The sequence below is a fragment of the Micromonospora sp. CA-244673 genome, assembly GCF_050948395.1.
Classification (GTDB): domain Bacteria; phylum Actinomycetota; class Actinomycetes; order Mycobacteriales; family Micromonosporaceae; genus Micromonospora.
Map to the genome: position 1 here is coordinate 5,569,751 of NZ_CP192019.1, position 24,971 is coordinate 5,594,721.

Sequence of the window (24,971 nt, forward strand, 5' to 3'; positions counted from 1 at the left end):
CGCCCCGACAAATTTCGCTTCCGGCAACCGGTGAGACGGCCGTCCCAGCAGCTGGTAGGAACCGGACATCCGGCGCGGTGGGCCACGGACGAATCGACCGGTACCCCGGATTCTAGTCGTTGAGCTGGGAGAGCGCCGCCGCTGGTTCCCGTCAGCCGGCCGCCCCGCGCCCTGGCCTGGAATGCGCACGGAAGCCTGCCGGCACTCTCCGGGTGAGTGGAACGAGCTCTCGTAGCGGTCGCTGGCGGCGGTCGCTAGCTGGCGCGGGGCGCATACATGATGACGGCGACTCCGACGAGGCAGATGGCGGCGCCGACGATGTCGTAGCGATCGGGGCGGAACTTGTCGACGACCATGCCCCAGGCGAGGGAGCCGGCGACGAAGACGCCGCCGTAGGCGGCGAGGATGCGGCCGAAGTTCGCGTCCGGTTGGAAGGTGGCGACGAAGCCGTAGAGACCGAGCGCGACGACTCCGGCCGCGATCCAGAGCAGCCCACGGTTTTCCCGCCAGCCCTGCCAGACCAGCCAGGCGCCACCGATCTCGGCGAGCGCGGCGAGCAGGAACAGCAGGATCGAGCGGGCAACGGTCATACGTCGGACCGTAACCTGACCACCTGGCGCGCACGCTCGTCGCCCTGCCCGCAGGAGCAGTCGCCGCGGGCGCAACCGGTGGTGTGGCGGCGTTTGGCGGCCCACCACCAGGACACTCCGGCGAGCACGGCCAGGGCGACGGCGACCCCGGGAAGGAATCGGTTGACCGCGGCCCAGCCACCGCCACCGACGACCCCGGCGGCCAGCAGCAGCGGCAGCACGCAGCAGGCGGCGCAGGCGCCACCGGCGAGTCCGGTCAGGCCGGAGGGAAGCAGTCGGCGCAGCCGGTCAGCAATGGTCGGCATGGTCGTTCCGCTCGGCGAGTTCGGTGAAGGGCAGCGGACAGCAGGCACTGCCCGCGCAGGCGACCAGGTCGTCACAGCCGGCGGAGATGGCGGCGCGCAGGGTGTCGCGGATGACGGTCAGGTCCGCCATCTTCCGCTCGACCTCGGCGAGCTTCTCCGTGGCTCGTGCCTGGAGACCGTTGTCGGTGCGGCGATGCCGGCGCCGGCCGGCGGCGAGCAGGTCGGCCACCTCGTTGAGGGTGAAACCGAGGCGCTGCGCGGTCTTGATGACCCGCAGCAGGGTGACCGTGTCGGACGGGTACAGCCGGTGACCGCCCGGCGACCGCCGCGGAGAGACGAGCAGTCCCCGGCGTTCGTAGTAGCGCAGTGTCTGCACGTTGACCCCGGCCGCGTCGGCCAGCTCGCCGCTGCGCAGCCCCGAGCCGGTCATCGCCGGCCCCGGGCCGCTGCCACCCGCTCGGCGAGGGCGTCGAGCACGCCGACGTGTGCCGCGGGCACCCGGACGTCCAGCGTCAGCAGCTCCGCGCCGGATCGCGCGATGTCGAAGGCGAAGAACGAGCAGCAGGACGATTCGCGGGCGGCCAGCTCCCGCGCGGTCTCCTCGACCCGTGCCGCGCCGTCGAGCCGCAACCGCAGGTGCTCCGCCGACAGCCGGTTGGCGTCCCGGACCGCCGTGCGGAAGAACTGGTCGAACTCCGCCAGCCGCAGTGGTTGCTCGGCCGTCGGCAGGGTGCACGCGTCCGGCACCCAGGAACCGCTCGCCGTGATGGGGTCGTCGCTCATACGCCGACGGTAAGTCTGTACCTGGGTACCGGATGCAACCCCGGACGACGGCGTGGTGGGCCCGACGAGGAGATCCGCGAAGCGTGAGCCCGAGCGTGCGAGATCTCGGCGCTGACCAAGACAATGGCCGGATGCGCGATCTCCGGTGGGACGACGTCAGAGAGTGGTTCGACCCGTACGAGAACGGCAGCCTGCCCGACGTCATCGTGCCTGGCATGACTCTGACCGACTGGGAGGCCGTGCTCCGGCTGATCCGGTCCCAGGGTTGGCGGTGTGAATACGACTTCCGGGAGCAGACCCTTCCGCCGCCCGCGTCAGCAGCCGGTCTGTTCACCGCCGACCCCGAATGGCTGCGGACCCTGCACGTCTGGCCCGACCCTGCCATGGAGTGGACCGTTCGGCTGCCAAGCCCGGATGAGATTGACAGCGACGTCAGCCTGTTCGAGATCCAGGGGCAGGAACGCCTGGACGTCTTCTGCGGATTCCTTCGGACACTGGGCAGGACCCTCGACAAGCGTGTGCTCGTGTACGCCGAAGGCGACCACGGCCCCGAAGGCGGTCACAGCTACCCGCCGATGATGGCGTACGAGCCGGCCGACGACCGAGTGGTGTTCCTCGCCCACCCCTCCGGGCCATCCACGGGTCGGTAACCGCGGCGGCAGAGCCTTGATCGCGGCTCTGAGCTGGTGGGCGACGGACGAGTCGACCTGTACGCCGGATTCTGTGACCGGCACGCCCCGGAGGGCGGGCCGGCGGCGGCCATCCATCTCGGCCTACCGTTGCCGGCAGGCTCTAGCGGCCTACCCGCAGACATCGGGCGGGCCGCCCTCAATCGTCTGCACGGGCCGTCATCTTGCGGTGACGACCCTTTCTTGGCCTTGCTCCGGGTGGGGTTTACCGAGCCATCCCGGTCACCCGGGATGCTGGTGGGCTCTTACCCCACCGTTTCACCCTTACCGTCCCGTGTCGGGCCGGCGGTCTGTTTTCTGTGGCACTGTCCCGCGGGTCACCCCGGGTTGCCGTTAGCAACCACCCTGCCCTGTGGAGTCCGGACGTTCCTCGGCGGCGGGCCGCAGCCCGCCGACGCGACCGCCCGGTCGACTCGTCCGTCGCGCCCTAATCCTAACGACAACACCCCCGCCCCCATTTCCACCCCGGCACGCGCCCCCGGCCGGCGTTGATCAAGAAGTTTGCGTCGCGGAGAGGCCGAATTCTGACGCCAACTTCTTGATCAACGCGGGGGCAGGGCGAGGGGTGGCGCGGGGGTGGTGCGGGGGCGCGGTGGAGGTGGTTCTGCGCCCGGGCGGGTAGCGGGCTAGCCTGCGGGATCATGGAGCTCTCCGACATCGCGCTGCTGGTCGCCGCCGGCCTTGCCGCGGGCACGGTGAACGCGGTGGCCGGAGGCGGTTCCCTCATCACCTTCCCGGCCCTGATCGCGATCGGCCTGCCCCCGGTGCCGGCCAACGTCAGCAACTCGGTGTCGGTCTTTCCCGGCTACGTGGCCAGCGTGGCGGGCAGCCGGATGGACCTGCCCCGCGGCCGGGCGCTCTGGCCGCTGCTGCCCACGGCCGTGGCCGGCACGGTCGTCGGCTGCGTGCTGCTGCTGGCCACCCCGGCGCGCGCGTTCGAGCTGGTGGTGCCGTTTCTGGTGCTGGGTGCGACCGCCGTGCTGGCCTTCCAGGATCCGCTGCGCCGGCTGGTCGGCCATCCGGCCGACCTCAGCCCGCGCCGCCGCACCGTCACCGTGCAGGCCATGGTCGCGCTGGGCACGGTGTACGGCGGTTACTTCGGCGCGGCGCTCGGCGTGATGCTGGTGGCCGGCCTGGCGCTGGTGCTGGACGCCACGCTGGCCCGGGTGTCGGCCATCAAGAACCTGCTCTCGGCCGTCGTGGGCCTGACCACGCTGGTGGTGTTCGCCCTCTTCGGCCCGGTCGACTGGGCCGCGGTCGCGGTGGTCGCGCCGGCCACCCTGGTCGGCGGGTACGCGGGCGCCCGGCTGGTCCGCCGGCTCCCGCCGGTGGTGCTGCGGACCCTCATCGTGGTCTTCGGCACGGTGATCGGCCTCTACCTGCTCTACCGCGCCCTGGGCTGACCGCAGACGGCCGGACCGCCCCGACGCGACGTCGGAGCGGCCCGGCCCGGAGTGCGACGGTCGGCCAGGGTTGCGACGGTCAGTACGCCTCGCCGACCGGTTCCTCCGGGGCGTGCTCGTTGCGCCGGGCGGCGGAGTTCCACCGGGACCAGAGCACCCGCTCGCCGTAGCCGGCGGCCATCACGTGCGCGAAGGCGAGGTAGACCAGCACGCCGACGGCGAGGACCCCGAATCCGACCCAGAACGGCAGGGCGAGCCCGTGCTCGGCGAGCTTGCCGGAGAGGATCGGGGCCGGCGCGGCGGCGCCCCAGCGGACCAGGTTGAACGCGCCGGTGGCGACCCGCCGGTCGCTGGAGCCGAGGCCCAGGGCGAGGTCGGTGAGGTTGGCGTTGGCCAGGCCCATGAACAGGCCGGCGAGGACCAGGACCACCAGCGACATGGCGGTGCCGGTGGAGGTGGCGAAGAGGACCATGCAGACCAGCAGGCCGGCGATGGCGACGCCGACGGCCTGCACCGCGCCGATCCGGTGGGCCAGCCGGTGGCCGACGAGCAGGATGCCGGCGGCCAGGCCGAGGCCCCAGCCGGTGAAGGCCAGGCCCAGCGGGATGACGTCGAGGTGCAGGTAGAGCGGCGTGTAGCCGAGCACCACGAAGAAGACGAAGTTGTAGGCGGCGGTGACCACGCAGAGGGTGATGAACGCCGGCTTGCGGTAGGTCGAGAAGATCGCGCCGAGGCGTACGGGGGCCTGCCTGTTGGCGGGTTCGCGGAGCTTGCGCGAGGCGACGGCCAGCGCCAGCACCATGAACACGCCGCACACGAAGAAGGGCAGCCGCCAGGACACCTCGCCGAGCAGGCCGCCGATCAGCGGGCCGACGGCGAAGCCGAGACCGAGCGCGGTCTCGAAGAGGCCCACCACCCACTCCCGGTCGTTGGCGAGGTTGACCAGCACCACCATGGCGGTGGCGAAGAACATGGCGTTGCCCAGCCCCCAGACGCCGCGCAGCACCGAGAGCTGCACGATGTCGTTGCTGAACGACGCGAGGATGGCGGCCAGGCCGACCACCGAGACGCCGGTGATGAGCACCGGCTTGAAGCCGAACTTCCCGCTGGCGAGGGTCGCCGGGATCATGCCGACCGCCATCACCGCGATGTACGCGGTGAAGAGCAGCTCGACCTGCCAGGCGGTGACGCCGATCGCCTCGCCGATGGCGGGCAGGATCGGGTCCACCACGGCGATGCCGGCGATGGCGAGGAAGGCCACCAGCGTGGTGGCGTAGATGGCACTGCGGTTGGGTTCGGATCGCCGATCCACTCCGCGCCTCCAGACAGATAGCTGTATGTTACAGGTAAATCAGTTGTATCATACAGCTATGAGGGACGACGCCCACGCGGAAGATGTCACACTCGGCCGGATCGAGACCGAGGTCGCGCTGCTCATGCGGCTCGGCGAGGCGACCCGGCGGGCCAGCGGCACGGCCGAGCACCGGGTGCTCGACCGGGCGGCGTACGTGATCCTGCGGCACCTGGCCGGCGCCGGACCGCAGAACGTCTCGGCACTGGCCACGAAGCTGAACCTGGACGGCTCCACGGTCACCCGCCAGGTCTCCGCCATGCAGCGGGACGGGCTGATCGCGCGTACCCCGGACCCGGCCGACGGGCGCGGCACGGTGATCTCGCCGACCCCGGCCGGCCTCCAGCGGATGGCCGCGGTGCGGGCGGCCCGCACCCGGCTCTACGGCGACATCCTGGCCGCCTGGTCCCCCGACGACCGGGAGAGCCTCGCCGACCTGCTGCACCGGCTCAACGAGGCCCTCGAGTCGCGCACCCGCCGCCGCTGACCGCAGGGCGAGACCCGGCGAGCGCAGGGCGAGACCCGGCGAGCGCACGGCGAGGCCCCGGCCGCCGTCCTGGCGACCGGGGCCTCGGGCGGCTCAGGCCACCGGCTCCCGGGCGGAGTCCGCGTCGCGCTCCGTGCCGGGGGTGACCCGCGGGTCGCCCTCGTCGGCGAAGTAGTCGTCCGGGGTGGTGCCGTCCACCCCGTCGGCCACCTTCGCGGCCCGCAGCACCAGCGTGAGCAGCGCGGCCACCGCCAGGTTGACCAGCACCGCCACGATGCCCACGTAGATCGTCTTCGTGGTGTCGAAGCCGAACTTCTCCAGCGGGAAGGCCGAGCCGGCGAAGTGCTTCTTGCCGGTCGCCGGGTTCCCGATCTGGTAGAGCATCCACATGCCGAGGCCCATGCCGGCCACCCAGCCGGCGATCAGCGCGCCCCGGTGGAACCAGCGGGTGTAGAGGCCCAGCGCCACCGCCGGCAGCGTCTGCAGGATGATCACGCCGCCGATGAGCTGGAGGTCGATGGAGAACTGCGGGTCGAGGAAGACGATGCAGGCGACCGCGCCGACCTTCACCACCAGCGAGGTGATCTTCGAGACGTTCGCCTCCTGCGCCGGGCTGGCGTCCCGCTTCAGGTACTCCTTGTAGATGTTGCGGGTGAACAGGTTCGCCGCCGCGATCGACATGATCGCCGCCGGCACCAGCGCGCCGATGCCGATGGCCGCGTACGCCACGCCCGCGAACCAGTCCGGGAACTGGCTGTCGAACAGCAGCGGCACCACCGTGTTGCCGTCGACGCTGCCGGCCTTGGCGCCGGGCAGCGGCTTCACGCCCGCCGCGATGGCCATGTAGCCGAGCAGCGCGATCAGCCCGAGCAGCAGGCTGTACGCCGGCAGCGCGGACATGTTCCGCTTGATCACGTCCCGGTTCTTGCTGGCCAGCACGCCGGTGATGCTGTGCGGGTAGAGGAACAGCGCCAGCGCCGACCCGAACGCCAGCGTGACGTACTGGAGCTGGTTGTTGGCGTTGAGCAGGATGCCGTCACCCGGCGCCGGTGACGCTTTGAACTTCGCGTCGGCCGCGTCGAAGATGTCGCCCCAGCCGCCCAGCTTGTACGGCAGGTAGACGACCGCCACCAGGATCACGATGTAGATCAGCGAGTCCTTGACGAAGGCGATCAGCGCCGGCGCGCGCAGCCCGGACTGGTAGGTGTAGGCCGCCAGGATCGCGAAGGCGATGATGATCGGCAGGTGCCGGGCCAGCGCGCTGTCCCCGGTCACGCCCATCGTCTTGAGCACCGCCTCGATGCCGACCAGTTGCAGGGCGATGTACGGCATGGTCGCCACGATGCCGGTGATCGCGATCAGCAGCGCGAGGATCGGCGAGTCGAACCGGTTGCGGACGAAGTCCGCCGGGGTGACGAAGCCGTGCCGGTGCGAAACCGACCAGAGCCGGCACAGCACCAGGAACACCAGCGGGTAGATGACGATCGTGTACGGCACGGCGAAGAAGCCCGCCGCCCCGGCGCCGAAGATCAGCGCCGGCACCGCCACGAAGGTGTAGGCGGTGTAGAGGTCACCGCCGACCAGGAACCAGGTGATCCAGCCGCCGAAGCTGCGGCCGCCCAGCCCCCACTCGTCCAGGTGGGCCATGTCGCGCGGCGCCCGCCACCGGGCCGCCACGAAACCCATGGCGCTGACCAGCAGGAAGAGGAGGCTGAAGACGATGATCTCGGTGAGGTGGTCGCGCCACATCAGCGGTCACCTCCCCGCTTCTTCGTCATCTGGTAGACCAGCGTGGTGGTGGCCACGCCGAGGATGATCCAGGCCAGTTGCAGCCAGTAGAAACGCGGGAAGCCGAACAGCCGCGGCGAGTCGGCGTTGAAGAAGGCCGGGATCAGCGGCACCACGATCGGTATGAAGAGCAACCAGTTCCAGGGGCTGTGGTCCTTCGCCCTGGATCGCGCCGTTGTCGGCGCCTCCGGTTCTGGTGCTGCCATGTGACACACCTCCGGGAAGTCGTAACTTGCCATGTGACGGCCGGAGGCTACGACCCTGTGAGCGCGGTCACGTTCTGCCGGAGGACGGCGATGCGCCAAACGGCCGCCCGCATGCGCCGAACGGCGGTGGCTCCAGGTCGCGGCACGCGTCGGGCGCGCCGAGCCGGAGTCGCCGTAGGTGCGGGCGGCGGGGCGGGCGGCAGCTCAGAGGTCGGACAGGTGGGCGGTGTCGTTGACCGAGCGGACCGCGACGCCGCCGTCCGGGTAGAGGTCGAGCACCGAGACGCCCGCGGTGTCCAGGTAGAGCCGGTGCAGGAAGGCGTCGCCGGCCGCGAGGGCGTCGCGCAGCACCAGCTTGATGGGCGAGACGTGGGAGACCACCACGACGGTCTCCCCCGGGTACGCCGTCCGGAGCCGGTCGACCGCCCGGCCCGTCCGCTCGGCGACCGCGGTGAACGACTCGCCCTCGGGCGGGGCGACACTCGTGGAGGCCAGCCAGGCGTCCAGTTCCCCGGCCCAGCCCGCGCGCACCTCGGCGAAGGTGCGGCCCTCCCAGACCCCGAAGTCGCACTCGATCAGGTCGTCGTCGGGGCGTACCGGCGGGTTGCCGACCAGTGCGGCGACCGCCTCGGCGGTGGCCACGCAGCGCGCGAGCGGTGAGCTGACCACGGCCGCGACCGACGGCGCGAGGGCGGCCACCCGGGCGGCCGTGGCGCGGGCCTGGGCCCGCCCCCGGTCGGTCAGCGGCACGTCGCCGCGCCCCGAGTAGCGCTTCTGCACGGTCCGCTCGGTCTCGCCGTGCCGGACCAGGATCAGCCGGGTGGCCTCCTCGGTCGGGCGCGGCTCCCAGGACGCCGGCGTGGTGGCCGGGTCGGTGCCGGTGGCCCGGCCGGTCGCGGCCCGGGCGGCCACCTCGCGCACAGCCGGCTCGGGGGGCGCGGCCTCGCGCGGTGGCCCCACGACGGGCCCGGCCGGGGCCAGGCCGGCGGCCGCGTCCATGGCGGCGTTGGCCAGCGCGTCGGCGTGCTTGTTGCGCTCCCGGGGGACCCAGCCGAACCGTACGCTCTCGAACCGCCCGACCAGCGCAGCGGCCTGCGCGGCGAGCGGCCGCAGCCCGGGGTTCTTGATCTGCCAGCGGCCGCACATCTGCTCGACCACCAGCTTGGAGTCCATCCGGGCCTCCACCTCGGCCGCGCCCAGCTCGGCGGCGGCCTCCAGCCCGGCGATGAGGCCCCGGTACTCGGCGACGTTGTTGGTGGCCGTGCCGATCGCCTCGGCACGTTCGGCCAGCACCTCGCCGGTCGCCGGGTCCCGGACCACCGCGCCGTAGCCGGCCGGCCCCGGGTTGCCCCGGGACCCGCCGTCGGCCTCGATCAGCACCGCGCGCACCGCCACGACGGCTACAGCCCCGACTCGTTGGTCCGGACCATGATCCGCCGGCACTCCTCGCAGCGGACCACGTCGTCCGGGTCGGCCTTGCGGATCCGGGCCAGGTCGGCGCCGGAGAGCTCCAGGCGGCAGCCCCCGCAGCGGGCGCCGGTGAGCAGCGCCGCGCCGAGGCCGGTGTCCGTGCGGATCTTGTCGTAGAGGGTGACCAGGTCGCCCGGCAGGTCGCCGGCCAGCGGCTGGCGGGCGCCGCGCTTGAACTCCTCCTCCTTGGCGATCTCGGCGAGGCTGTCGTCGCGGCGCTGCTCGGCCGCGACGCGCCGGTCCCGGGCCTCGGCGATGCGCCGCTCGACGCCGTCCAGCACGCCCTGCGCGGTCTCCCGCTGCTCCATCAGCTCCAGCTCGGCGTCCTCCAGGTCGCTCTGCCGGCGGTTCAGCGAGGCCAGCTCGTGCTGGAGCGCCTCCAGCTCGCGGGCCGGGCCGGTGCCCGCGGCCAGCCGGTTCTCGTCCTTGGTCTTGCGGGCGCGGACCTGGTCGACGTCCTTCTCCAGCCGGGCGATGTCCCGGTCCAGGTCGTCCACGGCCACCTGGGCGCGGACCCGCTCGTCCTCCAGCGCGGAGAGCTCGCGCGCCAGGGCCTCCAGCTCGGCCAGCTCCGGCAGCGTCCGGCGGCGATGGGCGAGCTGGGCGAGCGCGGTGTCGATCGCCTGCAGGTCGAGCAGGCGGCGCTGCACCTTCGGGTCAGCCTTCACGATCGGGGCTCCTTGTCGTCCGGTCGGGGCGCGGCGGCGTGCACGGTCCACGGGTCGGTGTCCAGGTCGGACACCGTGGTCTCGACGCCCAGCTCGTCCCGCAGCTGGGCGGCCAGGTCGTCCAGCCAGGGTCGCTCGGTCGCCCAGTGGGCGGCGTCCAGCAGGGCCGGGCCGCCGGCGGCGAGGTGCTCGCCGGCGGGGTGGTGGCGCAGGTCGGCGGTGAGGAACGCGTCCACCCCGGCCGCGGTCGCCTCGGCCAGGAAACTGTCCCCCGCGCCGCCGCTGACGGCGAGGGTACGAACCATACGCCCGGGATCCCCGGCGGCGCGAACTCCCCAGGCGGTGACGGGGAGCACGGCGGCGGCGTGCCGGGTCAGCTCGGCCAGGGTGAGCGGGGTGGGCAGCTCGCCGATCCGGCCGATGCCCCGGCCGGGGCCGGCGGCGGGCGAGCCGGCGGGGGGCGGGTGCAGCGGGCGCAGCCCGGTGAGCCCGAACCGGGCGGCCAGGGCGTCGGACACCCCGGGGTCGGCCACATCGGCGTTCGTGTGTGCCACGTACAGCGCCACGTCGGCCTTGATCAGCCGGTGCACGATCCGGCCCTTGTACGTGGTGGCGGCCACCGAGGAGACCCCGCGCAGCAGCAGCGGGTGGTGCGCGACGATCATGTCGGCCCCGGCGGCGAGCGCCTCGGCCACCGTCTCCGGGACCACGTCGACCACGCACGCGACCCGCCGGACCGGGGTGCCGGGCTCACCGAGCACCAGCCCGACCCGGTCCCACTCCTCGGCCCAGGCGGGCGGGTAGCGCCGGTCGAGCGCGGCCACCACGTCGGCGACCGTGGGCGGCGATCCGGTTGTGCTCACGGCCGGCCAGCTTACCGGCGTCGGGCGGCCCACATGCCCGATGGCGGCGAGCAGGGGCCCCTCGTCCGACGGAACCGTCAGCAAGAGGCCCCTGCTCGCACCTCAGCCGACCGGGGCGGCCGGGCGTGGCGCGGCGCGCAGGGCGGCCAGGCCGGCTCCCCACGGGAAGGCGTCCAGGTGCCGCTCGCCGGTGCCCGGCGGGTGCAGCGGCACCACGTGGTCGCCGAAGACCACCCGGACGCCCCACTCGCGCAGCCGGGCCAGGCCGGCCCGGAACGCGGGGTGCGCGGCCATGGCCACGTTGGTGTACGGCACGGCCGCGATCGGCACACCCATCCCCTGCCCCTCGACCAGCAGGCCGAGGGCGAGGGTGTCGGCGATGCCGACCGCCCACTTGTTGACGGTGTTGACCGTCGCCGGGCAGACCAGCATGGCGTCCGCCGGGGGCAGCACGTCCGGATCGCCCGGGTTCTTGTAGTGGGTACGGACCGGGTGGCCGGTCTGCCGGGCCAACGCCGTCCGGTCGACGAACTTCGCGCCGTCCGGCGTGGTCACCACGCAGACCTGCCAGCCGTCCTGCTGGGCGAGGTCGACCAGCCGGCCGACGTGACGGGCCAGCGGCGAACCGCAGGCGATGACGTAGAGCACCCGACGGTGCCCGTTGCTGGTGTGCGGACCGCTCATGCGACCCGGCCCACGCTCATACTCCGACTCCCATGTGCTCAGCCAACTCCGCGATCGGCGGAGGCGGCGCACCCCGTGTGCGACGGAGCACGTCCGACATCACCTCGTGGGCGATGGGCCGGCAACGGATCTCGGAAGGCGCGAGCCGGTCGCCGCGGAGCAGCATGTCCCCGGCGTTGGCGACGTCGCCGATCTGGGCGAAGCCGCGGGCGATGTCCAGCAGGTGGTGCGCGCGCCGCTCGGGCAGCAGCGCGTTGAACGCGGGCTCGGCCAGGCGGTGGTGGGTCTCCACCGCCCGGCCGCCGTCGCCCAGCTCGACGGCGGCGGCGGCCCGGTGCAGCTCCAGGTTGGTCGGGCCGAACGAGGTCCAGTAGTGGTTGTGGTCCCCACCGAGCAGGGTGGCCGCCTCGGCCGCCCCGGTCAGCAGGTCGTCCACGGTCGCCGAGTCGCCGATCCGGGCGGCGGCCATCGCGCCCTGGAGCAGCAGCATGCCGTAGACCGAGAGGCGTTCCGGCCGGACGTCGTTCTCGCCGCCGGGGGCCAGCCGGTTGGCGATCCGCACGTTGAGTTCGAGCGCGGGGCGGGGGCGGCCCATCGCGACGAGGGCGTTGCAGACCCGGGTGGTGGCGATGCCGGCGAGCAGGGGGTCGTCGGCCCGCTGGGCGACCGCCATCGAGCGGTCGGCGGCCAGCCAGGACAGGTCGCACTCGCCGAGCTTGCGCAGCACCGAGGAGGCGATCTGGTAGACCTGCCCGAGCAGGTGGGCGGCCTCCCGGGCCTGGTCGCCGCGGTAGCCGGCGTCGGCGGCCTGGGCGTCGCGCAGCAGCTTCGGCAGGGCCCGGGTGAGCATGCCGTAACGGCCGTACTGGTAGGTGAGCCAGGCGTGGTTGACGGCCTTGCGCATGTCGGTCAGCGGCGGGGGGTAGGGCGCCGCGTCGAAGTACGCGCTCATCGAGTCGTAGCGCTCCAGCGCGGCCCGGATCTCCTCGACCTCGACCTGGTCGATGCAGTTGAGGGCGTCGCTCCGCCGCTCCGGGTCCTTGCCGAGGAGCAGTTGCACGTCGACCTGGAGGATGTCGGCGATCTCGTAGAGCACGGAGAACTTGTCCAGCCGCCGGACGCCGCGCTCCACCTTGTCCACCCAGCTCTTGGATTTGCCGAGCCGGTCGGCGAAGACCTGTTGGGACATCTTGCGCCGGCTGCGCCAGTACGCGACCCGACGGCCTATGGGTAGCTCGTCCATCTCCCCATCCCTCCCCCTGCCCGCGTCCGGCTGATCCCCCCGGTCGACCAATCACGACGGTCCGTCGGTGTTCAGGTTTTCGCTGGTCGCACAGTCTGTACGTCGGCCGTACAGCCAGTTCTCGTAGTTTTCGTGCAAGTTGCATCAGCCGTTCGTCAGCTCAACGAGTGTGGGTTACGGCAGTGACGGCGTTCGACGTGTGGTGTGTGGACGGTTCCGGGCGGGCGAGAGGGGATGGGACACATGTGGGGGAATGTCGGACCGCGCGTGGCTCACCTGTCGCCGCTGGAACGGGTCCGGCTGCGCCGGGTCGCCGTCCGGTACGCCGCGCACGGCTGGGCGGTGACCCCCGGCGCCTGCCTGGCCAACAGCCGCTTCGTCTGCGGCCGGGCCGGCTGCCCCACGATCGGCTGCCACCCCGCCCTGGAGAACTGGGAGCACGCGGCGAGCGCCGACCCGGCCCGGGTGGCCACCTGGTGGCGCAGCCGCCCGCACGGGGTGCTGCTGCCCACCGGGCGCGCGTTCGACGTGCTGGAGGTCGCGGCCCACCTGGGCCGGCGAGTGCTCGACACGGTCGCCACCCATCCGGCCGGCTTCGGCGTACGCGGGCCCGTGCTGGTCACCCCCACCGGCCGCTGGATGTTCCTGGTCCGCCCCGGCGACCCGCTGCGCCCGGAACTGGAGCACTGCTTCCACGTGGTCCGGCACGGTCCCGGCTCGTGGATCCCGGCCCCGCCGACCCGGCTGCCCGAGGGGACGGTCCGCTGGGCGGTCGCCCCCGAGCAGGCGCGCTGGCGGCTGCCCGACTCGTACCTCGTGCAGAACGCGCTGATCGCGGCGTTACGGGCGGCCGGGATCACGCTCACCCCCGAGCTCCTCCCCGGCCAGCTGCCCCTCCCCCGGCGCGGCTGCTGACCGCCGGCCCCCGGGCAGCGACCTCCCCGGCGTCGCACTCGTTGTTCCTGCTGAGGGCGCAGAGGCGCCGGAGCGGGGGTGGAGGATGTCCGGGGACGACGCGGCCCGCCACAGCGGCGGCACCGAGCCACCGCCGCACCGGCGCCGCCCCTACCGGTGGGCCTTCACCCGCCCGTGGGGCACCCGGCCCCGCGGTTCCCGCCCCCGCGGTTCCCGCCCCGCCACCACCCACCGCCCGCTCCGCTGACACCCGCCGGGCGGCGTCAGGTCCCCAGCGGGAGGGTGCGGGAGTGCAGGAGGCGGCCGTCGTCCGTCACCACGGCGTGCAGCCAGGGGGCGGGCAGGCCGTCCAGCCAGCCGATGCCGGCGCCGCCCATGGCCACGGCGGCGGTGGCGTAGGCGTCGGCGACGCCCAGGTCGGGACCGACCACGGTGACCGAGCGCAGGCCGGCGGCCGGGGCGCCCCGGCGCGGGTCGACGACGTGGTGGCCGCGCTCGTAGACGCCGGAGGTGGCGACCGCCAGTTCGGTGCCGGTCAGCACGAGGCAGGTGGCGGCCGGGTCCCAGGGGTGCCGGACGCCGATCCGCCACGGGCCGCCGCCGACCGCGCGACCGCGTACCCGGAGGTCACCGCCGGCGTTCAGGCAGTGGTTCGGGGCGCCGGCCTCGACCAGCCGGTCCGAGGCCACCTGCGCGGCCCAGCCCTTGACGTAACCCGACGGGTCCAGCCGCCCGGTGGCGTACACGTCGAAGAAGCCGTCGGTGCCGGTCCACAGGTCGGCGCAGCGCGCCAGCACCGCCCGCAGGTCGGCGGACGCCTCGGCCAGCGGCAGCTCGCCCCGGTCCAGGCGGCACACCTCGCTGTCCGTCCGGTAGGTGCTGAACCGCGCGTCCACCTCACGCAGCCAGGCGAAGGTGTCCTCGGCCAGCTCGTGCAGGGTGGCGGCGGGCAGGTCGTCGGCCAGGTCGAGGCTGATCGCCGTACCCATGATCTGCTCGACCCGGCGCAGGCCCGGCCTCATGCCGTGCCGATCTTCGTGCGCGACCCGCGGGGCTCGCAAACCTGGCTCACTCCTCGCGCTCACGCCTTGTCGAGCGCGGCCTGGAGCGACTGCTTGTAGGCCGTGCTGGTGTAGGTGGCCCCCGAGACCGTGTTCAGGTTGGCGCTCTGCTTGGCGACGACCTCGCCGGAGCTGCCGCTGTAGCGGGCCTGCACGTCGTCGCTGCGCAGCCCGGACTGCCCGTCCAGCGGCAGGCCGAGACCGGTGGCGTCGACGATCCTGCTCCCGCTCAACGTGATCCGCACCTGGAGCGAGCCGTACCGGTAGCTGACCACCGGCCCGGTGACCGTCCGGGTGGTGACCTTCGGCGCGCTCGTGGTGGTCCGCGGCGCGGCGGGGGTGGTCCTGGTGGTGGCGCTGCTCCGGATGCCGGGGGTGCGGCTGGCACCCGCCTTGGCGGTCGGCTTCGCCGAGGCGCTCGGCCGGGCGGAGGGGGTGACGCCGCCCGGGGTCGGCTCGGGGGCCGCCGAGCCGCCGGGGGCGACCGGCGCCTCGGCGACCGGCCGGTCCTGGGCGGCCTGGCCGGCGCCCGGGGCGCCCTTGAGCACCACCAGCACGGTGGTGCTGGCGGCCAGGCCGGTGATCGCGAGGAGCGCGCGACGCATGGGCGGGGCCTCTCTACAGCTCGAAGGTGGCGAGGTGGATCTGCCGGCGCGGCACCCCGGCCCGGCGCAGCGCCCGGACCGCCTCCTCGACCAGGCCCCCCGGGCCGCACAGGTAGACGTCGCGCCGGGTCAGGTCGGGCACCAGCCGGCGCAGCCCCTCGGGGCTCATCACCTGGCGGGGGCCGGGGTCGTCGCGGGAGCCGACCACGTACCAGACCGAGGTGTGCCGGGCCTGGGCGAGCCAGTCCAGCTCGTTGTGCAGCAGCACGTCGGCCGGGGTGCGGGCGCGGTAGATCAGCGCCGCCCCGGGCGGCAGTTCCTCCAGCATGGCCCGCAGCGGGGCGATGCCGCTGCCCCCGGCGATCAGCAGGGCGCGTTCCCGGGTCCGGTGGGCGGCCGTGAAGGTGCCGGACGGCCCCTCGGCCCAGGCCCGGGTGCCCGGGGTGAGGTCCCGCAGGTCGGCGGTGTGCCGGCCGACGACCTTCACGGTGAGCCGCAGCCAGCGGCCGTTGCCCGCCGCGGAGAGCGAGAACGGGTGCGACTGCCACCAGCACCCGGGGTTGAGGAACCGCCAGCGGAAGTACTGGCCGCCGAGCAGGTCGATCTGGTTGAGCCGGTGCCCGGTCAGGTAGATCGAGATGGTGTCCCGGCTCTCCGCCACCACGTCGGCGACGCGCAGCCGGTGCCGCAGGTTGAAGCGCAGCGGGGCGATCAGCCGCCCCCACACCAGCGCGGCCACCACCAGCAGGTACGCGGCGATCCAGCCGGTGCGCACCGGGCCGGGCTCGTAGAGCTGGGCGCCGTTGCTGAACTGGTGCCCGTAGCCGAGCAGCAGGGCGAGGTAGCTGGTCAGGTGCAGGTGGTACCAGAGTTCGTAGGGCAGCCGCCGGCGGACGCCCCGGACCGCGGTGAGGCCGACCGCCACCATGATCCCGGCGGCCACGAAGGCGGAGACCATGTCCTCGTAGTGGGTCAGCAGGGCGCCGACCTGGCCGAGGATCGAGTTGCGCTCCAGCCGGGCGTAGCCGACCACCAGCAGCGCCAGGTGGGCGAGGACCGCCACCAGCAGGGTGGCCCCGAGGTCCCGGTGCACCCGGGACAGCCGCTCGCCGCCGAGCCAGCGCTCCAGCACGCCGAGCCGGCTCATCATGAGCACCTGCACCAGCAGCAGGTAGCCGGCGACCAGGCCGGTGATCCGGCCCGCCGCCGTGAGCACGTCGGTGGTGCCGGCCAGCGAGCCGGGCGGGGTGGCGAGCCACCAGGGCAGCACCGCGGCGACCAGGCCGAGCCAGAAGGCGGCGGCCAGCACCCGCCGCCCGCCGGGCCCGCGACGCGGCCGGCCCGGGGGTACGGGGGCAGCCGGACGGCCGCCGTACGGGGCGGATGCCCCGGTGCGGCGGCCGGCGGCGAAGGTGTCCTGATATGTCACGCGTACAGCTTCACGGGGGTGTATTTCTGCCGGGGGAAGACCTTGTCCACCTGCGCGGTCGTCAGGCCGAACCGTCCCTGCGCGACCGAACCGTAGACGTTGAACATGTTGTTGTACTCAGGTACGTCTCCGCTGTCGAGATCGTTCAACCCGTTCCAGGTGCCGAGGAGCGAGCCGGCGAGCTTGCGCCCGGACAGGATGGTGACCACCCCGCCGTGCCCGTGGTCGGTGCCGCCCTGGTTCGAGGCGACCCGCCGGCCGAACTCGCTGGACACCATGACCGTCACGTCGGCGGCCCGGTCACCGAGGTCGGTGAAGAACGCCGCCATGGCGTTGGCCAGCTCGTTGAGCCGGCGCCAGAGCTGGCCGCCCTCGCGGGTGCCCTGGTTCTCGTGGGTGTCGTAGCCGCCCATGCCGACCGTCGCCACCCGGACGTTCGCCCCGCCCTTGATGAGCTGCGCGAGCTGCTGGAAGGCGTACCCGACGCCCTCGTACTTCACCCCGGCGGCGGCCGCGTACGGCTTCGCGGCCAGCTTCTGCGCGGTGGCCAGCGCGCCCATCCCCTCGCTCACCGCCTCCTCCACCGGGTGGTTGATCCCGGTGAAGAGGCCGCGGATCGCCTTCTCGGTCGCGGCGCGGTATTTGGCGTCGCCGTTGAGCCGCAGCTCCCCGACGTTGTTGAGGGAGATCGCGCCGTTCACGCCGACCAGCGAGCGCGGCAGCGTGCTGCCGATGCCGACGCTGCGGAACGCGGTGCCCTTGCCGAGGGTGTCGACCAGGCTGTCCAGCCAGCCCCGGCCGCCGGTCTCACCGGGCAGGCCGCCCAGGTTGCAGGCGTCGGCGGCCTGGAAGTGGCTGCGCGACAGCCGCGGGTCGGAGACCGCCGGCACGAAGCCGAGCTGACCGGCCTTGAGCCACTTGTCCAGCGGGGCGAACGCGCTGGTCAGCTTGAAGCCGCGGCCGAGGGCCAGCGAGTCGTTGCCGAGCAGCAGGTCGGGGCGGGACTTGCTGAGCACCGGGTCGTCGGCCGGGGCGACCAGGCTCAGCCCGTCCAGCCCGCCGTAGAGGAAGACGTGGATGAGGGTGCCGGTCTTCGTCGCCGCGAAGGACGCCGAGGTGGTGACGAACTGGGCGGTGGCCAGGGCCGTCGCGGTGGCCGCGGCGCCGGCGACGAAGGTACGCCGGGTGACGCCCCGGCCGTCCTGCTGGGCCTCCTCCACCTCCTCCAGCCGGCGGTACCGGTCGGCCTCGGCGGCGTTCTCGGCCGCGACGATGTCGGCCTCCGCGCGCAGCAGCGCCTCGGCCGGGTTGTCGGCCAGCCGCCGCAGGTCGGGGCATTCGGGGTGCAGGGGGTACGGGTTCACGGTCATCTCCATCGAATGCCTCACCGGAGGTGGTGCTGGGGGGACGCGAGGATCGTCCGCGCGACCGCGGCGATGGCCCCGTTGAAGGTGGCGTCGACCTTGGTGCCCGCCGACACGCCGGCGACACCGAGCACGAGGGCCTTCTCCTTGGCGCTCAGCTTCTGGTGCACGAGCCGCAGGGCCAGCGCGTCCACGTACGCCCCGGCGGTCGCCGGTGGCTTCGCCACCAGCTTCTCCGGCCGGACATAGGTGAACTGCTTGCGGTAGGCGGCGATCAGGTCGCCGGCCTCGTTCCAGCCGTCGACCATGGTGCCGGCGGAGGTCCAGGCCACGTAGACGTCGGCGTAGCCGTCCGGGGTGGGCTTGCCCATCGGATACTGGCCCAGCTCGCGCATCTTGTCCTGGATCTGCCGCAGCCCCTGGGCGAACGGGGTGCGCCGCTTGTCGCCGTCGAAGCCCGCCGACGCCTCCGGCCCGACGCCCAGCGACCGGTAGGTGGCGACCAGGTACTCCATGGGGCGGCGGACCTTCTGGCCGACCGAGGCCCAGAACTCCGACGAGCTGAACAGGGTGGCCAGCACCGGCCGGATCTGCCCCTTGTTGGTGGTGTACGCCTTGGCCAGCCGGTCCACCAGCGACTTCGGCGGGGTGTCCGAGACGAACCGGGTGGCGAGGCTGCTCGCCACGTACCGGGCGGTCGACGCGTGCATCGCGATGTAGGTGATGTACTGGTCGATCACCTTGTCGGCGACCTTCGGGTCGGCCGAGTTGTTCGCGTGGCTGAACCCGAGGATCTTCACCTTGCCGAGGTAGTGGCGGTCGGCGTGGAAGACGTACTTCCCGTCGGCCACGCCGCGTCCGGTCTGCAGCATGGCGGCCTGGCGGACGTCCTTCTCGGTGTAGCCGCCGTCGACGCCGACCGAGTAGAGCTCCAGGTTCTCCCGAGCCAGGTTCTCGTTGACCGCGTCCTTGCGCGAGTCGGTCTGGTTCAGGTAGATGAGCAGCGCGGGGTGCTTGTTGGCGGCCACCAGCATCTCCGGGTAGCTGCCCAGCGCGTGCTTGCGGATCACGTCCTGGTCGAAGGAGTTGCGGTAGATCTCGCCGCCGTCGAAGTCGGCCGCCACGTGCAGGAAGTCGTTCCAGAAGTCGACCATCACCTCGAAGAGCTGGCGGTCCGACCAGATCTGCCGGGCGATGGTGGCGTCCACCGTCTCCCGCTCGGGCTGGGCGCCTCGCTCGTTGAGCTGGTCCCGCTGGTCGCGCAGCTGGGTCGGGGTCAGCTTGAGGGTGGGCAGCTCGGCCAGCTTCAGCTCGGCCTTCGTCGGCGCGATCTTCTCCGGCTGGAGCTGCTGGCGCAGCCAGTCGTCGATGCCGAGCCGCTTGATGTCGGCGAGCACCTTCGGCGTCGGGCCGAACGTGGTCCGGCTCGCCAGGTGGCGGATCGGGTCCTTGGCGAGCACCGTCTTGACGGTCACCTGGGTGGCCGCCGCGGCGGCCGCCGGGCTGGCGAAGACCCGGCCACCGGACGGCGCGTTGCGCTTGAGCGCCGCGCCGGCCCGCGAGCCCATGTAGCTCTCGTTCTGCTCGGTGTAGGTGCGCACCGTGCTGGGCTGCTGGCCGCTGGGGCGGGCGGCGGTGCCGTCGGTGACCACCGTGCCGGTCGCGTCGCCGGCCACCGGGTCGTCGGAGAACAGGCCCCGGACCTGCGGCGACAGGAGGGCGGCACCACCGGCGACCACCGCGGCGCCGCCGAGCACGGCGAGGGCGCGCCGCCGGCCGCGGCGCGGCTCGTCGTCGTCGTCCAGGTTGGGCAGTCCCGGTGCGGGCGGCGGGGCGTACCCGCCGGACGGCTGGGGGTAGCCACCGGCGAAGCCGTCGGGCCCGACCCACTGCGGGCCGGCCGCCGGCGCCGCCGGGGCGGCGGGACCGGCGGGACCGGCGGGACCGGCGGGACCGGCGGGACCGGCGTACGGCATGGCGTTGTCGCGGTACCCGTCCGGATGGGGGTGCTGGAATCCGTCCCAGCCGCGGTCGTCCCGGGGTCGTCGCGGTGGCACGTTCAGGTCGGCCATGTAGCTTCCCGTTTTCTTCGAGCGCCGGCACGCCTGCCACCCAGGGGGTGGGCGGAGGGGCGGCGACGGTTGCCGGAGGAGTTGCTACGGGAAAGTAACCAGGCGCTTCGGGGGGCTCAAGACGTGCCGGCGGCGAACGCGAGGGCACTTAAGACGGTGCTCAGGCCGGCTGCCCGGCGGCCCGTGCCACCGGCCCGGCCCGGCGGCCTCCGGAGCAGGGCCGACCCGGGCGGTCCCCGCCCGGACGTGACGTTTTCGCCCGCCGCGACGCTGCTGGCGGCGTTCAACCGCTGAGGGAAACTTAAGGCACGGATAAGCCTGCGCTGAGGTGTCTGCGCGGCGCGTGCGGGCCTGTCCGACCCCGCCGAAAGTAGCGGTGGGAGCAGCGCGTGACCCGCCTCCGATCCGGGTATGCCGCCGAACCGCTGAAGCCGTGAGGGGAAGGCACCGCCATGCTCAGCAAAGAGGATCAGCGCAGGTTCGAACAGATCACCCGCCAGCTACGGGAAAGTGACCCGCAGTTCTTCGCCCGGCTCGACCACCGGGCCCGGGGCCGCCGAGGCCGGTACCTGATGCTGTTGACGATCGTGCTGTGGGCCTCGCTGCCGGCGATGACCGTACTGGCCGGGCGGCTGGCCGGCGCGATCTGCGCCGTGGTGCTGCTCGCCAACGCCGGCCTCATGTGGCGGTTCCGCCGACGCTGGCTATGACCGCGGCACCGACGGAGACGGTCAGCCCGGGTCGTCGGACCCGGCCTCACCACGGCCGAACTCCCGGTACGCCCGGCGGAGCCGCTCCGCGAGGCCCGGGCCGCCGATCGCGGCGCCCGGCGGGCCGAGCTGGCGCAACAGCAGCTCCGGTCCGGTGGCCAGGGTGGGCGGCCGGTCCGGCAGCGCCACCGGGGACACCCAGAACCGGTCGACCTCGTCGTCCGGCGGGACCGCCGGCAGGCCCACCAGCACCCGTCCCGCACCGGCCACGGGCCGCGCCGGCCCGGAGTCCGCGTCCACCGGCGCGACCGGCCCGTCCGGGACCGCCGCCGGGCCGGCCGGAGCGCCGCCGGGGGTGGCGGCGCCGCGGAGCGTACGCAGCCGGTCGAGCAACTCGCCCCGGGACCGCCCCCGCCAGTGCAGGAGCTGGAACGGGTCGGCGTCGAACGCCTCCGCGAGCAGGTAGAAGGTCGCCGCGAGGTGCTTGCACGGCACCGCGAAGTCGGGGCAGCCGCAGTGCTGGCCCAGCTCGCCGACCGTGGCCGGGAAGAGCGGCGCGCCCGCCGCGGCGAACAGCTCCTCCAGCTCGGCCGGCAGGTCACCGGCGAGCAGCCGGGCGCTGAAGAACGCCTGCCCGGCCAGCTCCGCCTCGATCCGCTCCCACACCCCGTCCGGGTACGGGGCCAGCCCGATCCGCACCGGGTAGGGATCCGGCCGGGACCCCTGCACGCTGGCGGTGACCAGCCCGGGCGCGATGTCGAGCCGGAGCACCTGCCCCCGGCGCGCGTACGCCCGGCCCCGGGTGAGCCGGGTGCCGAGCGCGAAGGACTCCAGCACCTCCAGGAAGCGGCGGGACCACCAGGAGCGCCCGATGGCGCCCTTCGTGCTACGCGCCTTCAGCCCGCCCTCCACCCGCCGGGGCGGGCCGAACTCGGCGAAACGCGATCCTCCGTCCGGTGTGGTCACTCCACCACCGCCCCGGACTCCAGCGCGAACAGCTCACGCAGGGTGTCGGTGGACAGCTCGGTGACCCACTGCTCGCCGCTGCCCACCACCCGCTGGGCCAGGCTCCGCTTGTCCGCGATCATCGCGGCGACCTTCTCCTCGACCGTGCCGGCGCAGACGAACTTGCGGACCTGCACCCGGCGGCGCTGGCCGATCCGGAACGCCCGATCGGTCGCCTGGTCCTCGACGGCCGGGTTCCACCAGCGGTCCACATGCACCACGTGGTTCGCCGCGGTCAGGGTGAGCCCGGTGCCGCCCGCCTTGAGGGAGAGCACGAAGAGCGGCGGGCCGGCCGGGGACTGGAAGCGGGTCACCATGGCGTCCCGTTCGGCCTTGCCCACCCCACCGTGCAGGAGCAGGACCTCCCGGCCCGTACGCGCCGACAGGTGGCCGCGCAGCATCCCGCCGAACTCGGCGTACTGGGTGAAGAGCAGGGCCTTCTCCCCCGCCGCCAGCACCTCGTCGACGATCTCCTCCAGCCGTTCCAGCTTGCCGGAACGGCCGGGCAACGCGGAGCCGTCGTGCAGCAGCTGGGCGGGGTGGTTGCAGACCTGCTTGAGCCGGGTCATGGTGGCCAGCACCAGTCCGCGACGCTCGATGCCGTCGCTGGACTCGATCTTCGCCATCATGTCGTCGACCACGGCCCGGTAGAGCGCCGCCTGCTCGGCGGTGAGGTTGCAGAGCACCTCCATCTCCAGCTTCTCCGGCAGGTCGGTGATGATCGACGGGTCGGTCTTGAGCCGGCGCAGCACGAACGGGCCGGTGATCCGGCGCAGCCGCTCGGCCACGTCGGCGTCGCCGTGCCGCTCGATCGGCTCGGCGAACTTCTTCTTGAAGGTGGCGGCCGGCCCGAGCAGGCCCGGGTTGGCGAACTGCATGATGGACCAGAGGTCGGCGAGCCGGTTCTCCACCGGCGTGCCGGTGACCGCGACGCGGTGCCGCGCGGGCAGCGACCGCACCGCCTCGGCCTGCCGGGTGGAGGCGTTCTTGATCGCCTGCGCCTCGTCCACCACCACCCGGTGCCAGTCGATCCCGGCCAGCTCGTACGCGTCCCGCGCGGCCACCGAATAGGTGGTCAGCACGAGGTCGGCGGCGTGCACGGCCGCCGTGAACGCCTCGCCCCGGGCCCGTTCGGCGCCGTGGTGCACGTGGACCCGCAGCTCCGGTGCGAACTTCGCCGCCTCCCGCTGCCAGTTGCCGACAAGCGACATGGGACAGACCAGCAGCGTGGGCCCGGCGTCCGGCGGGTCACCGGCGAGCAGCGCGAGCAGCTGCACGGTCTTGCCCAGCCCCATGTCGTCGGCGAGGATCCCGCCCAGCCCGAGCGACTGGAGGAAGCCCAGCCAGGCCAGCCCCCGCCGCTGGTACGGCCGCAGCGTCCCGACGAACCCGGGCGGCGGGTCGGCCGGGGTGAGCCGCCGCTCCGCCTCGCCGGCCAGCAGCTCGCCCAGCGCGCCGTCCGCGGCCACCTCCAGCACCGGCAGCTCGCCGGGGCGGTCGGCCCCGGCCAGTCCCATCCGCAGCAGGTCGGCCACGGTCAGCTCGCCCGAGGAGCGGAGCAGCCGCAGCCCGGCTTCGAGCCGCTGCGGGTCCAGCTCGACCCAGCGGCCGCGCAGCCGGACCAGCGGCGACTTCAGGTCGGCCAGCGAGGCCAGCTCCTCGGCGGTCAGCGGCTGGTCGCCGAGGGCCACCTCCCAGCGGTAGTCGACCAGGGCGTCCATCCCGAGCCCACCGGCGGCGACGGCCACCGTGCCGGGCGCGGTCCGGCTGCGCGCCCGCAGCCGCGCACCGAGGCGGGCGGAGGAGCGCCGCCACCAGGAGGGCAGCAGCACGCCGAAGCCCGCCGCGTGCAGCACGGGCGCCCCCTCCCGGAGGAACCGGTGCGCGCCGTCGGCGTCCAGCTCCATCCCGTCCGGCGCGGCGGTCCGCAGCGCGGCGTCCAGCTCCGGCCAGAGCCGGCTGGCCCGGCCCAGCTCGGCCAGCAGGGTCTCCTGCGGGTCGACGCCACGGGCGGCGAGCGCGGGCGCGGGCCGCTGCCAGATGTGCGCGGCGTCGACCACCAGCCCCGGCTCGTCGGTCGGGTGCAGGCCGAACTCGACCCGCCAGGCGCCGCCCTCGACCAGTTCGGCCACCGGATCGGCGGCCGGCTCGACCAGGCGGAACGCGGCCCGCACCGGACCGCCGGCGGCGTCGCGCTGCCAGGCGTCCAGCTCGCCCCGAAGCGTGTCCAACGCGCCCGGGTCGGCGGCGAAGGCGCGCTCCGGGCCGGTGAGCGCGGCCAACCAGGCCGGCACCGGCCCGCCCGGGCGCATGCCCCGGGGCAACCGGGTGTCGCCGAGAGCGGCCCGGGCCGCGGCGTCGACCAGCGCGTCCAGCGCCTCGGCCACCAGTTCCCCGAGCTCGACCCCACCCGCCGCGCCGTGCCGCGCTGCCCCGGCACCGGGCTGGGACGTCGACCCGGCCGGCGACCCGGCTCCCGACCCCGACGCGGCCCCTTCGACGCGGCCGGGTGCCGACGAGGGCGGGACGTCCGCCGCTGTGGGTGCATCTGTGGTCGCCCCGGCGACAACAGACGCACCCGAATCCACGGCCACGGGGTGCCACTCGCGGGCGGCACGGGCGGCCGGGGGCAGGGCGAGGGCCAGCGAGCGGGCCCAGGCCGCGTCCGTGCCGGTGAGCAGCGGACGCCAGACGGCCGACGCCGTCACCACGTCCGAGTCGTCCACCACGCGCAGGCCCCGTCGCCCACCGGCGGCGCGGACGGCGGCGACGGTCGGGGTGGGATCGGCGAGTCCGGGCAGGACGCGGCCGCGGGTGACCAGGTCGGCGGCGAAGTCGGCCAGCTCGGCCAGGTGGCGCAGGCTCGCCCCGGCCACCGCCTCCTCCGGTTCGAGTGCCCGGAGTAGGGCGAATGCGGCGTCCGGGGCGTACACCAGGGCGGGGGCCCGCCAGCCGGCCCGGGTGACCGGGCCGCGGACCGGCTCTCCGACGGCGGCCCGGACCAGCTCGGGTGAGTCCAGCGGCGAGCCGGCCCGGGTGGGCAGGTCGAGCAGCACGGCGGCCGGCACGCCCGGCGGGCCGCCGAGCGCGGCGGCCAGGGTGGCGTGGTCGGCGGCGAAGGGGTGCGGCCGCTCGCGCGGGGCGCGGCCCGGCCGGCGGGGCGCGCGCGCCGGGCGGGTGCTGTCCTCGGCCCAGACGGCGAGCCCCTGCCCGGACAGCCACAGCCCGTGGATGACCAGCACGCACTCCCCCTCGACGACGCCCGGGGCCAGGATAGGCG

25 protein-coding genes and 1 other RNA gene are annotated in these 24,971 nt (G+C 73.8%); 6 read left to right on the plus strand and 20 right to left on the minus strand.

Going from position 1 to position 24,971, the window contains the following annotated elements; genetic code table 11:
• Window positions 1-254: 254 nt before the first annotated feature.
• The 4 genes from ACQP12_RS25380 to ACQP12_RS25395 are packed head-to-tail and all read right to left on the minus strand — an operon-like array spanning window position 255 to window position 1,678.
• Window positions 255-590, minus strand: a complete 336-nt coding sequence (locus tag ACQP12_RS25380; RefSeq protein WP_433282578.1) for a YnfA family protein — start codon at window positions 588-590, stop codon at window positions 255-257.
• Complete coding sequence (locus tag ACQP12_RS25385) at window positions 587-895, minus strand: hypothetical protein (RefSeq protein WP_433282579.1); 309 nt, start codon at window positions 893-895, stop codon at window positions 587-589. Before ACQP12_RS25385 ends, ACQP12_RS25380 begins: the two co-directional genes overlap by 4 nt.
• Window positions 879-1,325 carry a MerR family transcriptional regulator gene (locus ACQP12_RS25390; RefSeq protein WP_433282581.1) on the minus strand — a complete coding sequence of 149 codons (447 nt, stop codon included), beginning with the start codon at window positions 1,323-1,325 and terminating at the stop codon, window positions 879-881. The genes ACQP12_RS25385 and ACQP12_RS25390 overlap by 17 nt, the downstream gene beginning before the upstream one ends.
• A complete protein-coding gene (locus tag ACQP12_RS25395; protein WP_433282583.1) occupies window positions 1,322-1,678 on the minus strand; it encodes a hypothetical protein in 357 nt (118 codons plus the stop codon). Before ACQP12_RS25395 ends, ACQP12_RS25390 begins: the two co-directional genes overlap by 4 nt.
• An 83-nt stretch (window positions 1,679-1,761) precedes the next feature.
• On the opposite strand from ACQP12_RS25395, the gene ACQP12_RS25400 reads away from it, so the two are divergent.
• Window positions 1,762-2,328 (plus strand): hypothetical protein, encoded by a 567-nt coding sequence (locus ACQP12_RS25400; RefSeq protein ID WP_433282585.1) that lies wholly within the window; start codon window positions 1,762-1,764, stop codon window positions 2,326-2,328.
• Between the two features lie 44 nt (window positions 2,329-2,372).
• Here ACQP12_RS25400 and rnpB read toward each other — a convergent pair.
• Window positions 2,373-2,783: RNase P RNA component class A (gene rnpB, locus ACQP12_RS25405), an RNA gene on the minus strand.
• Window positions 2,784-3,008: 225 nt separating this feature from the next.
• Here rnpB and ACQP12_RS25410 point away from each other — a divergent pair.
• Window positions 3,009-3,770, plus strand: a complete 762-nt coding sequence (locus ACQP12_RS25410) for a sulfite exporter TauE/SafE family protein (RefSeq protein ID WP_357939573.1) — start codon at window positions 3,009-3,011, stop codon at window positions 3,768-3,770.
• Between the two features lie 79 nt (window positions 3,771-3,849).
• Here ACQP12_RS25410 and ACQP12_RS25415 read toward each other — a convergent pair whose 3' ends face one another.
• Complete coding sequence (locus ACQP12_RS25415; RefSeq protein WP_433282587.1) at window positions 3,850-5,082, minus strand: MFS transporter; 1,233 nt, start codon at window positions 5,080-5,082, stop codon at window positions 3,850-3,852.
• Between the two features lie 58 nt (window positions 5,083-5,140).
• On the opposite strand from ACQP12_RS25415, the gene ACQP12_RS25420 reads away from it, so the two are divergent.
• Entirely contained in the window at window positions 5,141-5,608 is a 468-nt protein-coding gene (locus tag ACQP12_RS25420; protein ID WP_357939569.1) for a MarR family winged helix-turn-helix transcriptional regulator, read from the plus strand.
• A 93-nt stretch (window positions 5,609-5,701) separates the two neighbouring features.
• On the opposite strand, the gene mctP is transcribed toward ACQP12_RS25420, so the two are convergent.
• The 7 genes from mctP to ACQP12_RS25455 form a co-directional block, all read right to left on the minus strand.
• Window positions 5,702-7,357 carry a monocarboxylate uptake permease MctP gene (gene mctP / locus ACQP12_RS25425; RefSeq protein ID WP_433282590.1) on the minus strand — a complete coding sequence of 552 codons (1,656 nt, stop codon included), beginning with the start codon at window positions 7,355-7,357 and terminating at the stop codon, window positions 5,702-5,704.
• Window positions 7,357-7,602: a DUF3311 domain-containing protein gene (locus ACQP12_RS25430; protein ID WP_091269096.1), complete on the minus strand. Its 246-nt coding sequence runs from the start codon at window positions 7,600-7,602 to the stop codon at window positions 7,357-7,359. The genes mctP and ACQP12_RS25430 overlap by 1 nt, the downstream gene beginning before the upstream one ends.
• 204 nt (window positions 7,603-7,806) lie before the next feature.
• Complete coding sequence (locus tag ACQP12_RS25435; protein WP_357939565.1) at window positions 7,807-8,997, minus strand: bifunctional RNase H/acid phosphatase; 1,191 nt, start codon at window positions 8,995-8,997, stop codon at window positions 7,807-7,809.
• Window positions 8,998-9,002: 5 nt separating this feature from the next.
• On the minus strand, window positions 9,003-9,740 hold the full coding sequence (locus ACQP12_RS25440; protein WP_357939563.1) for a zinc ribbon domain-containing protein: 738 nt from the start codon (window positions 9,738-9,740) through the stop codon (window positions 9,003-9,005).
• The gene (locus ACQP12_RS25445; protein WP_433289439.1) at window positions 9,737-10,567 is read right to left on the minus strand and encodes a Nif3-like dinuclear metal center hexameric protein; all 831 of its coding nucleotides are present in this window, start codon (window positions 10,565-10,567) and stop codon (window positions 9,737-9,739) included. Before ACQP12_RS25445 ends, ACQP12_RS25440 begins: the two co-directional genes overlap by 4 nt.
• A 138-nt stretch (window positions 10,568-10,705) precedes the next feature.
• Entirely contained in the window at window positions 10,706-11,287 is a 582-nt protein-coding gene (locus ACQP12_RS25450; protein WP_433282592.1) for a flavoprotein, read from the minus strand.
• A 16-nt stretch (window positions 11,288-11,303) separates the two neighbouring features.
• Complete coding sequence (locus ACQP12_RS25455; protein WP_357939559.1) at window positions 11,304-12,530, minus strand: helix-turn-helix domain-containing protein; 1,227 nt, start codon at window positions 12,528-12,530, stop codon at window positions 11,304-11,306.
• 234 nt (window positions 12,531-12,764) lie between these two features.
• On the opposite strand from ACQP12_RS25455, the gene ACQP12_RS25460 reads away from it, so the two are divergent.
• Complete coding sequence (locus ACQP12_RS25460) at window positions 12,765-13,445, plus strand: bifunctional DNA primase/polymerase (RefSeq protein WP_357939557.1); 681 nt, start codon at window positions 12,765-12,767, stop codon at window positions 13,443-13,445.
• An 85-nt stretch (window positions 13,446-13,530) separates the two neighbouring features.
• Complete coding sequence (locus ACQP12_RS25465; protein ID WP_357939555.1) at window positions 13,531-13,692, plus strand: hypothetical protein; 162 nt, start codon at window positions 13,531-13,533, stop codon at window positions 13,690-13,692.
• A gap of 16 nt (window positions 13,693-13,708) precedes the next feature.
• Here the strand turns inward: ACQP12_RS25465 and ACQP12_RS25470 are convergent, their stop codons facing one another.
• The 5 genes from ACQP12_RS25470 to ACQP12_RS25490 form a co-directional block, all read right to left on the minus strand.
• On the minus strand, window positions 13,709-14,434 hold the full coding sequence (locus ACQP12_RS25470; RefSeq protein ID WP_433289442.1) for an FAD:protein FMN transferase: 726 nt from the start codon (window positions 14,432-14,434) through the stop codon (window positions 13,709-13,711).
• A 92-nt stretch (window positions 14,435-14,526) separates the two neighbouring features.
• Complete coding sequence (locus tag ACQP12_RS25475) at window positions 14,527-15,111, minus strand: FMN-binding protein (RefSeq protein WP_433282595.1); 585 nt, start codon at window positions 15,109-15,111, stop codon at window positions 14,527-14,529.
• A 13-nt stretch (window positions 15,112-15,124) separates the two neighbouring features.
• A complete protein-coding gene (locus ACQP12_RS25480) occupies window positions 15,125-16,540 on the minus strand; it encodes a ferredoxin reductase family protein (protein ID WP_357939551.1) in 1,416 nt (471 codons plus the stop codon).
• Complete coding sequence (locus ACQP12_RS25485) at window positions 16,537-17,910, minus strand: DUF1501 domain-containing protein (RefSeq protein WP_357940048.1); 1,374 nt, start codon at window positions 17,908-17,910, stop codon at window positions 16,537-16,539. The genes ACQP12_RS25480 and ACQP12_RS25485 overlap by 4 nt, the downstream gene beginning before the upstream one ends.
• A 14-nt stretch (window positions 17,911-17,924) precedes the next feature.
• Window positions 17,925-19,976, minus strand: a complete 2,052-nt coding sequence (locus ACQP12_RS25490) for a DUF1800 domain-containing protein (protein WP_433282598.1) — start codon at window positions 19,974-19,976, stop codon at window positions 17,925-17,927.
• Window positions 19,977-20,428: 452 nt separating this feature from the next.
• Between ACQP12_RS25490 and ACQP12_RS25495 the strand changes: the two genes are divergently transcribed.
• On the plus strand, window positions 20,429-20,686 hold the full coding sequence (locus ACQP12_RS25495) for a DUF3040 domain-containing protein (RefSeq protein WP_355349829.1): 258 nt from the start codon (window positions 20,429-20,431) through the stop codon (window positions 20,684-20,686).
• A 21-nt stretch (window positions 20,687-20,707) separates the two neighbouring features.
• On the opposite strand, the gene ACQP12_RS25500 is transcribed toward ACQP12_RS25495, so the two are convergent.
• Window positions 20,708-21,652 (minus strand): SWIM zinc finger family protein, encoded by a 945-nt coding sequence (locus ACQP12_RS25500; protein WP_433282601.1) that lies wholly within the window; start codon window positions 21,650-21,652, stop codon window positions 20,708-20,710.
• Window positions 21,649-24,933 (minus strand): SNF2-related protein, encoded by a 3,285-nt coding sequence (locus ACQP12_RS25505; protein ID WP_433282603.1) that lies wholly within the window; start codon window positions 24,931-24,933, stop codon window positions 21,649-21,651. Before ACQP12_RS25505 ends, ACQP12_RS25500 begins: the two co-directional genes overlap by 4 nt.
• Window positions 24,934-24,971: the final 38 nt, after the last annotated feature.